The 12,959-nt window shown below is 61.8% G+C and carries 8 protein-coding genes and 1 other RNA gene; 5 read left to right on the plus strand and 4 right to left on the minus strand.

Translation table 11 applies throughout. From position 1 onward, the window contains the following. Window positions 1-6: 6 nt before the first annotated feature. Window positions 7-1,338 carry an adenylosuccinate lyase gene (gene purB, locus GKZ68_RS01725; RefSeq protein WP_173110136.1) on the minus strand — a complete coding sequence of 444 codons (1,332 nt, stop codon included), beginning with the start codon at window positions 1,336-1,338 and terminating at the stop codon, window positions 7-9. Window positions 1,339-1,510: 172 nt separating this feature from the next. Here purB and GKZ68_RS01730 point away from each other — a divergent pair, with 172 nt between their 5' ends. The 3 genes from GKZ68_RS01730 to GKZ68_RS01740 all read left to right on the plus strand — a co-directional run bounded on the left by GKZ68_RS01730 (window position 1,511) and on the right by GKZ68_RS01740 (window position 5,397). Further along, a complete protein-coding gene (locus tag GKZ68_RS01730; protein WP_173110138.1) occupies window positions 1,511-3,670 on the plus strand; it encodes a biosynthetic peptidoglycan transglycosylase in 2,160 nt (719 codons plus the stop codon). A 68-nt stretch (window positions 3,671-3,738) separates the two neighbouring features. Then, the gene (locus tag GKZ68_RS01735; protein ID WP_173110140.1) at window positions 3,739-4,314 is read left to right on the plus strand and encodes a glutathione peroxidase; all 576 of its coding nucleotides are present in this window, start codon (window positions 3,739-3,741) and stop codon (window positions 4,312-4,314) included. Window positions 4,315-4,479: 165 nt separating this feature from the next. Continuing rightward, window positions 4,480-5,397 (plus strand): 1,4-dihydroxy-2-naphthoate polyprenyltransferase, encoded by a 918-nt coding sequence (locus tag GKZ68_RS01740; RefSeq protein ID WP_173110142.1) that lies wholly within the window; start codon window positions 4,480-4,482, stop codon window positions 5,395-5,397. 5 nt (window positions 5,398-5,402) lie between these two features. On the opposite strand, the gene GKZ68_RS01745 is transcribed toward GKZ68_RS01740, so the two are convergent. Genes GKZ68_RS01745 through GKZ68_RS01755 form a run of 3 tightly spaced genes read right to left on the minus strand, consistent with a single transcriptional unit; the run spans window position 5,403 to window position 11,530 of the window. Then, on the minus strand, window positions 5,403-7,994 hold the full coding sequence (locus GKZ68_RS01745) for a DUF3160 domain-containing protein (RefSeq protein ID WP_173110144.1): 2,592 nt from the start codon (window positions 7,992-7,994) through the stop codon (window positions 5,403-5,405). A gap of 31 nt (window positions 7,995-8,025) precedes the next feature. Further along, complete coding sequence (locus tag GKZ68_RS01750) at window positions 8,026-9,543, minus strand: CapA family protein (protein ID WP_173110146.1); 1,518 nt, start codon at window positions 9,541-9,543, stop codon at window positions 8,026-8,028. Beyond that, the gene (locus tag GKZ68_RS01755) at window positions 9,530-11,530 is read right to left on the minus strand and encodes a DNA polymerase III subunit gamma/tau (protein ID WP_173110148.1); all 2,001 of its coding nucleotides are present in this window, start codon (window positions 11,528-11,530) and stop codon (window positions 9,530-9,532) included. The genes GKZ68_RS01750 and GKZ68_RS01755 overlap by 14 nt, the downstream gene beginning before the upstream one ends. Before the next feature lie 189 nt (window positions 11,531-11,719). Between GKZ68_RS01755 and ssrA the strand changes: the two genes are divergently transcribed. Next, window positions 11,720-12,091, plus strand: a transfer-messenger RNA (tmRNA) gene (ssrA, locus tag GKZ68_RS01760). A gap of 343 nt (window positions 12,092-12,434) precedes the next feature. Continuing rightward, window positions 12,435-12,776 (plus strand): hypothetical protein, encoded by a 342-nt coding sequence (locus tag GKZ68_RS01765; RefSeq protein WP_173110150.1) that lies wholly within the window; start codon window positions 12,435-12,437, stop codon window positions 12,774-12,776. Window positions 12,777-12,959 lie beyond the last annotated feature (183 nt).

Below are 12,959 nucleotides of genomic sequence, written 5' to 3' on the forward strand. Positions count from 1 at the left end.
CCAGGCTTATCGCCCCACGTAGCCGCTCGGCGTGAGGGCGCGCAGTTCAGCTTTTACATTTTCAGGCACCGCCAGTTCTTCCACAAAGCGGGCTAGCGTGGCGGCCGAAATGGCCTCGCCGGTGCGCGTGAGCTGCTTGAGGGCATTGTAGGGGTCGGGGTAGTTTTCGCGCCGCAGGATGGTCTGGATAGGCTCGGCCAGCACGGCCCAGTTCTGGTCGAGGTCGCGGGCCAGGGCGCTTTCGTCGAGCGCCAGCTTGCCCAGGCCCCGCCCGATGGCCCCGAGCGCGATGAGGATGTGCCCGAGCGGTACGCCCAGGTTGCGCAGCACCGTGGAGTCGGTGAGGTCGCGCTGGAGGCGCGAGATGGGCAGTTTGGCGGCAAAGTGCTCGAGCAGCGCATTGGCCACGCCTAGGTTGCCTTCGGCATTCTCAAAATCAATGGGGTTGACTTTGTGCGGCATGGCCGACGAGCCTACTTCGCCCGCCTTGAGCGTCTGCTTGAAATACCCGAGCGAAATATATTGCCACACGTCGCGGCACAAGTCGATAAGAATGGTATTCAGGCGCTTCCAGCCGTCGCAGAAAGCCGCCAAGTTATCATATGGCTCAATCTGGGTGGTCGGAAACGTGCGGGCTAGCCCCAGCTTCTCGTTCACGAAATCATCGGCAAAGGCGTGCCAGTCGTGGGTCGGATACGCCACAAAGTGGGCATTGAAGCCGCCCGTAGCTCCGCCAAACTTGGCCGCGTAGGGCACCTGGTTGAGCAGCGCCACCTGGCCAACCAGCCGGGCCACGAATACTTCTAATTCCTTGCCCAAGCGGGTGGGAGAGGCGGGCTGGCCGTGGGTACGGGCCAGCATGGGCACCGTGGCCCAGCCCGCGGCTAGGCTGGCTAGCTGCTGCTGCATGGCCGCGAAGCGCGGCAGCAGCACGTCGGTCATGGCATCTTTCAGGCTGAGCGGAATGGCGGTGTTGTTGACATCCTGCGAGGTGAGGCCGAAGTGAATGAATTCGAGATAATTGCTCAGGTTGAGCTTCTTGAACTCGTCGCGCAGGTAATATTCTACCGCCTTCACGTCGTGGTTGGTCACGGCTTCGTGGGCTTTAATGGCTAGTCCCTCAGCTTCGCTAAACTGCTCGTAGAGCCCTCGCAGCGCCGGAAACACGCTGGCCGGTACGCCCGCCAACTGCGGCAGCGGCAGCTGGCACAAGGCAATAAAGTACTCGACTTCGACCCGTACCCGGTAGCGCATCAGCGCCAGTTCGGAGAAATATGGGCCTAGCGGGGCGGTTTGGCGTTGGTAGCGGCCGTCGAGCGGCGAAAGGGCAGTTAGCATAAAGAGGAGCACGCAGGCTGGGTTGCACCCGCAAAACTAGCGCTTAAGCAAGCGTGGAGCGGGCTAGCCTAGCCGGCGGCCAACGGAGGCGCCATTGAAAATGTGCGTAAAACCGCAGTCTTCGGAGTAAAAAGCCGAAACCAGAAACCGCTGACCGGGTAACTTTGCGGGCATGCGCGTATCCGCCCTTGCTAAAAAACGAATTATTTACGCCCTGGGCGGCCTGCTGGCGGTGTTGCTGCTAGCCTTGGTGGTCTTTTTGTGGAAGCGCCAGCAGCTGCTCAACTACGCGCTGGTGCAGGTGAAAGCCAAAGTTGAGGCGAAATACCCGGTGACGCTCACGCTGGGCCGGGCCCGCTTTACGGGCCTGAAAACCGTCGAAATCGGCGGGATGAGCCTGGTGCCCACTGCGGCGGCGGGCCGCGCGGCCGCCGGCGATACTTTGCTTACTGCCCGCCGGCTGCAAGCGGGCCTGAGTTTGCGCTCGCTGTTCGCGGGCCGGCCGGTGTTCAGTGAGTTGCAGATTGACCAGGCCCACCTCACGGCGCACAAGGATGCGCGGGGCGGCAACAATTTTTCTTTTTTGCTGAAGAAAAAAGGGCCGGCCCCGGTGGCGCGCGACACCGCGCACGGTCGCAACTATGGCCTGTTGCTCAACCAAGTGCTCGACGCCACCTTCGGCAACGTGCCGGGCGCGGCCGATTTTCGGCAGTTTGTGGTGAGCTACGCCAGCCCCCACCACCGCGTGCAGCTTACCATGCCGCGCCTCAGCATTGACGAGGGCCAGGTGCAGGGGCGCCTCACGGCCAGCGTCGACTCGGTGGTGAATGAGCTGGGCGTGAGCGGCACCATTGAGCCTAGCGACGATGCGCTGAACCTGCGCTTATTCGGGGTAAATGGCTCGGTGCAAGTGCCCTACGTGCCGCGCAAGTTTGGCGCACTGGTGTCGTTCGATACCATTCGGGTGCAGCTGACCGGCAAGGATTTTAAGGCCGACGACCAGACGGGCGGGCAGCTTACGGTGCGCGGCTCGGTGGCGGCCCGCAATTTCAGCTTCTTTCACAAGCGGCTGTCTTCGGAAGACATCGTGGTGCATCGGGGCCAGCTCGACTTCGTGGCTACGCTGGGCCGCGGCACCGTGTCGCTCGACCCCGGCACGCGCGCCGTGCTCAATCAGCTCGTCTTTCACCCTGAAATCGCGGTGCGCCTCAAGCCCAAGCTAGCGGTAAATCTGAAAATAGATTCGGACCCCACGGCCACCAACGCCTTCTTCAACTCGCTGCCCGAGGGCATGTTCGACGTGGTGGCCGGCACGGCGGGCACTGGCACGCTCGCCTACCACCTGCGGGCCGACGTGGACCTGGCCAGGGTCGATAGCCTGCACTTAACCTCGTCGCTGCAGCCAAGCAAGGATTTCAGCATCACGCACTTCGGGGCCGAGGACCTGAGTATGCTGGAGCGTGAGTTTCCCTTCACGGCCTACAACGACAAGGGAGACTCGCTGCGCACCTTTTTGGTGGGGCCGAGCAACCCCGATTTTACGCCCTTCGCCGAGGTATCGCCCTTCATGCCGGCCGTCATCCAGACTACTGAGGACCCGCAATTCTTTCGGCATCATGGCTTTATGGAAAAGGCCTTCGTGAACGCGGCCATCCAGGATATCAAGGAAAAGCGCTTTGCGCGCGGCGGCAGCACCCTGAGCATGCAGCTGGTGAAGAACGTATTTCTGAGCCGCGAAAAGACCGTGGGCCGCAAGGCTGAGGAAATGCTGATGGTGTGGCTCATTGAAAACTGGCTGGTGGCCGATACGCACACGCTCACCAAGGAGCGCATGTTTGAGATTTACCTTAACATCGTGGAGTGGGGGCCTACCGCCTACCGCTGGCCCAGCGGCAAGCGCGGCGTGTATGGCATTCGGGAGGCGGCCCTTTTTTACTACGCCAAGCGGCCCAGCGAGCTCAACCTGGGCGAATGCATCTACCTGGCTAGCATCATCCCCAAGCCTAAGTACTACCGCGAGTCGTTCAATAAATACGGCGAGCTGCGCGGCACCACGCGCTGGTTTTTCCGCTTTATCGCCGACATTATGCAGGACAAGGGCCTGATAACGCCCGGCCAGCGTGATAACCTCAATTATTCGGTGAGCCTCAAAGGCCCGGCCAATAAGTACATCGTGCGGGCCATCCGCGACACCGTGCGGGCCGTGCAGCCCGGCGATACCGCCGAGCTAGCCCCGCTCAACCTGGTAGACTTGCTCAATACCGGTGCCACGCCCGCCCCGGCGCCCGCTACGGGCACGCCCCCGGCGCCGGCACCCGGCACCCGGCCTTAAACCCGGCCAAACCTCCGGCCCGGTTGTTGGTTATCAGCAGCTTTCACGTCTTTAATTTACTGCTTATCATGAAATTCTCCGTTCTGGCCCTGGCCGCTGCCGCGTCGCTGGGTTTGGCTTTCACCACCCATCGCCCCGCGCCCATGCACCCCACCGAAACCGCCGCCAACCCTGGCACCGTGTACGATTACACCGTGAAGACTATCGACGGGAAGGAAGTAAAGCTGAGCAAGTACAAGGGCAAGAAAATCCTCATCGTGAATACCGCCTCGAAGTGCGGCTTCACTCCGCAATACAAGGAGTTGGAGGAGCTCTCGAAGAAATACGCCGGCAAAGTGACCGTGCTGGGCTTCCCGAGCAACAGCTTCAACCAGGAGCTAGCCTCGAATGCCGAAGTAGCCTCGTTTTGCGAGAAGAACTACGGCGTGACGTTCCCGCTTTTTGACACCGCGCCGGTAAAGGGTGACGATGCCCAGCCGCTTTATAAGTTCTTGGCCGACAAGTCGAAAAATGGCGCCGTGGGCGAAGCTCCGAACTGGAATTTCTGCAAGTACCTGGTCGATGAGAAAGGCCACGTGGTAGCCTTCTACCCGTCGAAGGTGAAGCCCAGCGACCCCGAGCTGGTAGCAGCCATCACGAAGTAACCCAGGTCTTTTGGATAAAAAGAACGTCATGCTGAGCTTCGCGAAGCATCTTGCCTGAATCGTTAGGATAGCAACCCTAGCGGCGCGAGTGAGATGCTTCGCGAAGCTCAGCATGACGTTCTTTTTATTGATTGTTCTCTGATAACCGCTAATTGCTCACTGTTTATGTCCCCCTGGATTTCCGCGTTTCGCCCGCGCACGCTGCCGCTGGCGCTGGCTAGCATCCTCACCGGCGGCTTTCTGGCGAAGGCTACCGGGCATTTTAATGGCCCGGTGGTGGCGCTGGCCGCCCTCACCACCATCTTGCTCCAAATCCTGAGCAATCTCGCCAACGACTACGGCGACTCGCAAAATGGGGCCGACAGCGTGCACCGGCAGGGCCCGCAGCGCGCCGTGCAGAGCGGCGCCATCACGCCAGCCGAGATGAAGCGCGCCATGTGGGGCTTCGGCGCGGCGGCCCTGCTGAGCGGTGTTGCGCTGCTGCTGCTGGCGCTGGGGCTAGCCGGCGCGTGGGTGCTGCTGGCGTTTTTCGTGCTAGGGCTAGCTGCCATCTGGGCGGCAGTGAACTACACGGCGGGCAGCAATCCGTATGGCTACGCCGGGCTGGGCGACCTATCAGTATTTCTGTTTTTTGGTATCGTGGGCGTGTGTGGCACCTACTTCTTGCAGGCCTACTCGCAGGAGCATACCCTAGCCCACGCCCTGCCACTGACGGTGCTGCTGCCGGCGGCCGCGCTAGGGTGCTTTGCCACGGCGGTGCTGAACGTCAACAACATCCGCGACATTGTGTCGGATAAGCTAGCTGGCAAAATTACGGTGCCGGTGCGGCTGGGGCCGGGCCACGCCCGGCGCTATCACTGGCTGCTGCTGCTGCTGGGCGTGGGCTGCGCGGTGCTTTACGTAGCGCTCACCTACCACTCGCCCTGGCAGTGGCTGTTTGTGCTCAGCCTGCCACTGTTCGCTTTCAACGGCCTGCAAGTGTGGCAGCGCCAGGAGTCAATGCGGCTCGACCCCTTGCTCAAGCAAATGGCGCTGAGCACCTTAGTATTCACGGTATTGTTTGGGCTGGGGCAGGTGTTGTAGCCCAGCTATTTTCCCTGGGGCAGGTTGAGGGAGCCTGCGTAGTCAGCATTACTATTCTTGTTGAGCGCGGGTACCGGTACTATCAGGTCGCGCAGCCAGGTGGGGCGGGGCGGGGCTTGTTTGCTCAGTCGCGCTTTCCACTCTTCGTCGGTGAGGCGGGTAGTGCTGGGAAACTCGTAGTAACTGAAAATGGCCCCGCGCGCCAGCACCGCCGTACCGTTAATGGGCACTACCACATAGAGCGCATCGGCTGCTCCGACGGCTTCTTCCAGCGCCGTATCATTGAAGCTGTATACGTCGGCTACCTGACCCATATGGCGCTCGCGGTCAGGTAGCTGAGCAGTTTTGAGAATTTCAATGAGAAGCTGCTCCGCTTCCGCGCCGATGTGCACCAGGTCGTTCATCTCGTCGGTTGTCAGGGGTTGGTGGGCTACTTCCTTTTGGGCCAGCTTTTGTAGCTTGACTACCAGGTCGCGCAGGCTGACGTTTAGCCCATCGAGGTGCGGCGTATTGACGTGGAGCTGGCGCAGGGTTTTGTCCTGAAACGCCAGCAGGGCCAGCGCCCGCTCCCAGAAGGGCAGGTTAGGTTCGACATAACCCAAGTGATTGGGCTCGGGCGGCCCGCCATCCGGGCCGCCTCCTTCGGCCCCCATTGGCTGCTCGGTGTATAGCAGCAGGTCGTGCTTTAGCTCGGCCCAGCCGCCGAGGGCAGTGCTGAGGTTGCGCCGCTGCCAGGCTGGGGTGCGGGCAAAGTAAGGCAGAGCCGTATCAGGCTGAGGCGAGTTTAGCCCTAGTAGCAACTGCATAGTCTTAGTATAGAGATTCTGGTCCCAGTTGGTATAGCTGGCAAACTGCCGTTGCACTACCCGCAGCGTATCGGGGTAGGCGGGCCAGTGGGCGGCCTCCTGGTAGTGGTTGAGCAGAACGTCTTCGGCTGTGTGGTCGCCGAAGGCCGCAAAAACATCCAGGCCCTTCGGGAATGGCCGCTTGGGGGCGGGCTCGCGTAGCACTTCGGTAAGGCGCGACAAAATCTCGCCATCAAACGTGTAGCGTCCGGCCGTGAACAGGAGCGCCGGTCGGGTTTCGGCCCCGGCCCCCTTGGGCCGGATGCGGTCGGTGCCAGTGGCGAGCAGTGCCTGGCGGAGACTGGCCAGCTTGGCCGGCGCCGTCAATTGGTCGAGCGACTGCCCGGCGTAGTCGGTTGCCAGCAGGCGCAGCAGATGGGTGAGCGAGCGGTTGTCTTCGTCGCCTACCAGCACGTCGAGCACGTGGGTCAGGCTCTGAAAGCTCTGGGTGGCGGCCGGGCTAGCGGCCAGTGCTTTGGCCAGCGCCAGCGCCCGCAGCAGCCCGGCATCCGAGTCCAGGAAGACCGGGGCCGTATTCAGCCACTTCACCGCCCGGAAGTAGCGGCGCGTGGTATCGGTGCGGGTGTACAGCCCCCGCGGCTTAAGCCCGCCGTATTGGAAACCAGGGGCTTGCAAAAAGGTTGAGCCGCTGCCCTCGGCTAAGGTGGCGTGGGCTACCTCGTTGGGCACCTGGTCGGCGTAGGCCCCGGCCACGGTGGCCCGGCCGCCCGTGAGGAGATTGCGGCCGATGGCGTAGTAGGCGGCTGCCCAGTCGGCCGCGTCGCGGGCCTGGGGGTTCTGGCACTGCCGGGCCAGCGCCTGCGCCTGGGTGGCGCCCTGGCTCATTAGCTGGGTTACCACGGGCACCAGCCGCACCTCTTCCACATCGCTCAGAATCCCATTCAGATACTTGTGCAGCAGTTGCAGCACCAGGTCAGTGGTGACGAAATTGGGGGTGTAGTCGTATTCGCTCTGGTCGTAGCCGTAAAAAAGCTGCTCCTCCCGAGTGGGCACTATCACGAAATTGTGGCGGGCCAGCACCTGCTGCATGGCCGGGGTAAAGGGACCTTGGCGTTGGTTTACCACAAAATCGAGGGCTAGCATCGGGTAGCCATTCTGGGTTACGACGCGGTGGGCTAGCAGCCGTTGCTCCTGGTCATGAATCTGCTGGGCAAAAGCCGCTTCCTGCTTGTTCAGCGGCACCGGGATAGGCTGGGCGGCGGCTACTTTCTTGCCGTCAACCCAGGTTTCGTCGTTCCAGACCGGGCGATACCACTTTTTGGCATCAAAAAAGCGCCGCACCGTGGCGTTCATAAAGCAGTAGCCGTTGCGGGCATACAGCTCGTTGCGCAGCAGCAGCAAATCGAGGTACGACTTGCCGGCCAGCGACTGGGTGAAATTCAGCGGGGGCGGCGGGGCGTGGTGCGCGGTCATCGGTTCATCGCCGCCTGGCCCTTCGCCCGCGTAGTATTCCTTGATGTCGGGCCGCTGGTACAGGTGGGCCAGCTCCTTTTTATCCTCCGTCAGCACAATGGGTACCTGCTCCCCAAAGCCGTTGTCGTGGGTCGTATCGGCTAGCCGCGTAAGTTGAAACGTAGTATCCGCTGCGCTAACTGTAGTACGCGCCGGCGAGCCGGGGGCCGCCACCGGGGCTTTGGTAGCTGGCGTAGTCGGCCGCGCCCAATAATAGCCCAAGCCGGCCACTACCAGCAGCAACACTGCCAGTCCGGCGAGTAAACGTCTGCGATTCATGCAAATAACTAAAAATCAGTAAGTGAAGCCGTCACTGGTGCACGAATGCCCGATACGCGCCGGCCTTGCTCAGGCCCCGCTCTTTGAAGCTAACCAACCCCAGCCCGAAGCCTTGCCAATAATACTGCCCGATGCAATAGTGCCCGTCCGGCTCCTGCTCCAGACTAAGCACGTAGGTGCGTCTTTGATGAGCTATTAATTTGAAATATAATAACTTATACGCCAAACGCGAACCGCGCCAGCGCGGCTGCCACCGCCCGGCGCTGTCGAGGCTATACACGAAGAGCCGCCGCTGCACTGTGGTATCGAGCGGCGTGCGTTTGATGGGACCGATAAGCAAGTCGGCCTGCCCGTCCTTATCAACGTCGCCTTGCGTCAGGCGGTACAGTGGAAAACCCAGCGGCAATACAGCGTCCACATCACCGGTGCGGGCGCGCACCTGATACTCGCGGCGGTGAGGCAGGTAGCGCAGACGCACGGTGGTACGGCTGTTGCCGGGCCCGGTCAGCGTGAGATGCGGCACCAAGTAAGCGGGCAGCGAATTGGCAGTAGGGACGGTGGGCCGGGCCAGCCAGCCAGCTGCTTCGGAGGCAAGAATGGCGCTGCCATCGGCTGGCGTGAGACGCTGCGTTAATTGCTGCCTAGTGGCGCCAGCCAATTGCGGAATGGCCCCAGCGAGCTGCAACGGCCGAAAATAAGTAGCCACTACCCAGCCCTGGCGGCAATCGAAATCGACTTGCGCGGCCAGCGAAGTAACGCCGCCGCGCTGGTCGAATAGAAAATTTCCCAGGCTGTACACTATCGGCCGGCCCCGGTAAAACTCCACCGGCTGCACCACGTGCGGGTGCGCGCCCACCACGGCCGCCGCGCCCGCATCGAGCAGGTCGTGCGCCTGTTGGCGCTGCTCGGGGCTGGGCTGAGCGGCGTATTCGGTGCCCCAGTGCAAGTACACAAGCACGGCTCGCTCCGGAAACAGCGTTTTATACGTGGCTACCCGCTCGCAGAGCGTAGCGAAGTCGCGCCCGCACACGCAGCCCTCGCCCGCTAAGCCTTGCCGCAGTGCCGAGAAAGCGAATACCACCACGCTGCTATCGGCCCCGAGCACGGTGGGCAGGCAGCCGGCTAGCGAGTCGGGCTGGTAGCCCAGCGGCCCTAGCCGGGCCGCTTTTGCGGCGCGGGCGGTGGCCCGTAGGCCGAGCAGGTGCTGGTCGAGGGTGTGGTTATTCGCCAGCGAAAAGTGCGTGAAACCCAGGCTGTGCAGCCACGCCGCCCAGTGCGGATTAGCTTGAAAAACAAAGACTTTGTGAACTGGCTGGGCCGTGTCAGTGAGCGGGCATTCCAGGTTACCGATGACGTACCGGCTGCCAGCCCACAACTGCCGCGTGGTGCGGCGCAGGGCGGCGCTATCGCGGACCAGGGCGGCGGGCACGGCGCGGGCCAGCAGCACATCGCCCACTACGCTCACGCGCAAGGGTGGTGGGGCCGGGGCTTGCGCGTGGCAGCCAGCCAGGGCCAGCAGCCCCAGCCAGCAGCGCTTAAAAATCCGCATCCAACCCTAGCCGCTGCTTCATTTCCTGCAAGGCGGGGTACTTCTCGGCCAAGTAGGCAAACTTATCGTTGGAAGTGTAAAGCTTGCGGCCGGTGGGCGCCGCACTAGCCACTTCCGTCTGCACCGTGAGGCCCGGGTGGCCGGTGCGGCGCCGCAGCTCGGCCATAAACTCGGCCCGAAAGTCGTTAAACTGCACGACCTGCACCGGGTTATCGACGGTGAGCGTGATGACGTGGCCCGCATCAGCTGCCACCGGCCGGTTCAGCACCATAAACTCGCTCATCTTGTCCTGGGCGCGGCGCTCTTCGGCCAGCTGCTGCCACACGGCTTGCAGCAGCTCGGGGGCAATGGGGGCTAGCGGGCCGGTGGGGGCCGGTGCTGCCGTTGGCTCGGCGGCGGCCGGGGTGGCGCGGGCGGCGGGCGCAGCAGTAGGCGTGCCCACATCGCGTAGGCCAGGCAGGCGGCTGCCTAAGCTGGGCAGCTTAGGCAGGGTCGGCAGCGGAGCGGGCGCGGCGCTAGGGGCCGCAATGGTGCCGGGGCGCACATCGGTGGGCCGCTGGGTGGGCTCCAGGCCCTGCATGCTGGGCCGGCCGGTTTCGACGTGCGGGAGGGTGTCGCGTACCTGGTGGCGCGGCGTCACGGGCTCGCTAGCCTCCGGCTCAATGCTGGGCGTGGCATGCAGCTCAACTACGCCGCTCTCGACGGGCAGCGGCTCAGGGCCATCGGCAGGCACATTGGTCTCGGGCGCTTCGTTGAGGGGTAGCGCCTTGGGAGTTGGGCTAGCGGCGGGCAGACTAGCCGGGACCGGGCTAGCCGCGCCGTTAGCTAGGCTGCTAGTTTTTTTTTTAGCCTCGCCAGTGGCGGCGGGCGTCAGGTCGCGCACAAACTGCACGGCGCCATTGAGATACGCCAGCTTCATGAGGGCTAGCTCGACGTGCAGGCGCTGGTTTTTGGCTTGCTTGAACTCGCGGTCGCACTGGCTCACCAGGTTCAGGGCCGAGAGCAGGAAAGGCAGGGGCGCGGCCTGGGCTTGGCGCACGTACTGCTGCCGAATATTATCCGATACTTCCAGCAGCTGCACCGTCACGGCGTCTTTGCACACCAGCAGGCCGCGCAGGTGCTCGGCGGTGCCTACCACAAAATTATGCAGGTCAAAGCCCTGCTGCATCACTGAGTCGAGCAGCAGCAGCGCCTGCGACAGGTTTTCGCGCAGCAGCGCGTCTACCAGCCGGAAATAGTAGTCGTAGTCGAGGATGTGCAGATTTTGCACCACCTCCTTGTAGGTCAAGTTATTGCCGGCAAACGTTACCTGCTGGTCAAACATCGACAGGGCGTCGCGCAGGCCACCGTCGGCTTTCTGGGCTAGCAGGTGCAGGGCGTCATCGTCGGCCGCCACGCCTTCGCTCGTGGCCACGTAGCGCAGGTGCTCCCGAATGTCTTCGACCCGGATGCGGTTGAAGTCAAAAATCTGGCAGCGCGACAGGATGGTGGGGATAATCTTGTGGCGCTCAGTGGTTGCCAGAATAAAAATGGCGTAGCTCGGTGGCTCCTCCAGCGTCTTCAAAAAGGCATTGAAGGCCGCATTCGAGAGCATGTGCACCTCGTCGATGATGTAAATCTTGAAGCGGCCCTGTTGCGGCGCGTAGCGCACCTGCTCCACCAGCGAGCGAATGTCCTCGACCGAGTTGTTCGACGCCGCATCCAGCTCGTGCACGTTAAAGGAAGCGTTTTCCTGAAACGCCACGCACGAGGTGCACACGCCGCAAGCCTCGGCTTCGGGCGTGAGGTTGGTGCAGTTTATCGTCTTGGCCAGGATGCGGGCGCAGGTGGTTTTACCCACCCCGCGCGGCCCGCAAAACAGAAACGCCTGCGCTAAATGCTGACTCTGAATAGCGTTCTGCAGCGTGGTAGTGACGTGCTGCTGCCCCACCACGCTGCGAAACGTGACCGGACGATATTTACGAGCCGAAACAACAAAATTTTCCATAGTCGATACACCACAAAGATACCGCCGCCGGGGCGTGAGGCCGCGCGCTGGCCGGCTGCGAAAGGGGGCCGCCGCTAGCCCCGGCCAGCGCGCTCCTAACGGAACAAAAGCCAGTCTCAAAACATTTACTAGCCCAGGCGCGTATCTTTGCGCCCCGCTCTTCGGCGCGGAACTCGTTCTTTCTAATTTGGGGATGACCGGAATTGACAGCTTGCGTAAGTCGCGGGTAAGCGTGCCGGGAGTTGATGGAAGCTCTCCCGCCAAAAAATCTATCAAACAACAACTGGCGACTATTCGTACGCCATGGCTGCCTAGTTTAGAACTACGCACTGCCATCGTTCCACTCGGGTAAGTTTTTACACCTGGGAGTCTGGAGCGTCGTAAGTAGAAACTAGCCGTCGAAGAGCCGTGATTCGGCGGCGAAACCCAACTGCGGATAAGGGAAGTTCAAGGGCCTGATGTGCGCCTGGACTTCTTCGAAAAATCAAGCATAGATACGCACGTAGAAAGCACGTCGGCTTCCTTGTCTGGACCAGGGTTCGAATCCCTGCATCTCCACTTTAAACCCGCCTAGAGTGATTCTAGGCGGGTTTTTCTATTTTAGTGAAGACAAGCACAGCTAGAGTTGGCTTGCGTGGTGGCCAGTGTTGCCTGCGCTGGATTGGTAACTACTCAACGGGTTAGATTGCAAGAGTAATAAGCAGGGTGCGCCAACCAGTGCCGACGGTGTACCGGGCCTTATGCCGAAGCAAGTGACCCTAGCCAATAGCTTCGCCGGGTAATCGGGATAAGCGGCGAGCCGCGTAGACTGCGCCAGGAATAGGACTCTGCCCGCCACGTAAGTAGGATTATAACGAATATAAGTGCTTGTGCGTAAAATAATTATATTTTAAATACTTGTGCCATGACCAATGCCTATCTGCGGAGCCTCGGCTTCTCGCCCACCGCCCGCACCCCCGTAAGTGGCCCTGCTTCCTTTGCGCACGCTTGGCGCTATCAGTTCGACCACTTGGCTGCCGATGGTTCCAGCTTGTTTCTGGAGCATCCGCTGGGAGTTGATGCCTGCCGGCTTAGCAGCCGCGAGGCTCCGTTGGCCGCCCAAGATGTATTTGCCAGCGTAGGCTTGCACGACCGGCCCGCCCTGGAGGCCGCGATGGCCGCCTTCTACGCGGCCCACGGCGGTATGGGGGCTCCGCTACCAGTCGCAACTGGTAGTGCTTTTCAGGCCTTTCGCCGGCAGCTTTAGGTAGCGCCGGGGGCCGGGCACTAGCCCCTAATACCTCGCGAATAAAACAGGCAGTAGCCTATCCAAAAGTCCCGTGCGAACGGGGCTTTTTTTGTGCCGTTTAGCTAGCCAAGTGGTGATTTTTTCGCCTCTCGAAGGCAGGCTGGCCTGCCAAATGCCCGACCCGGGGTAACAAGCCCAACG

This window comes from Hymenobacter sp. BRD128 (assembly GCF_013256625.1).
Classification (GTDB): Bacteria; Bacteroidota; Bacteroidia; order Cytophagales; family Hymenobacteraceae; genus Hymenobacter.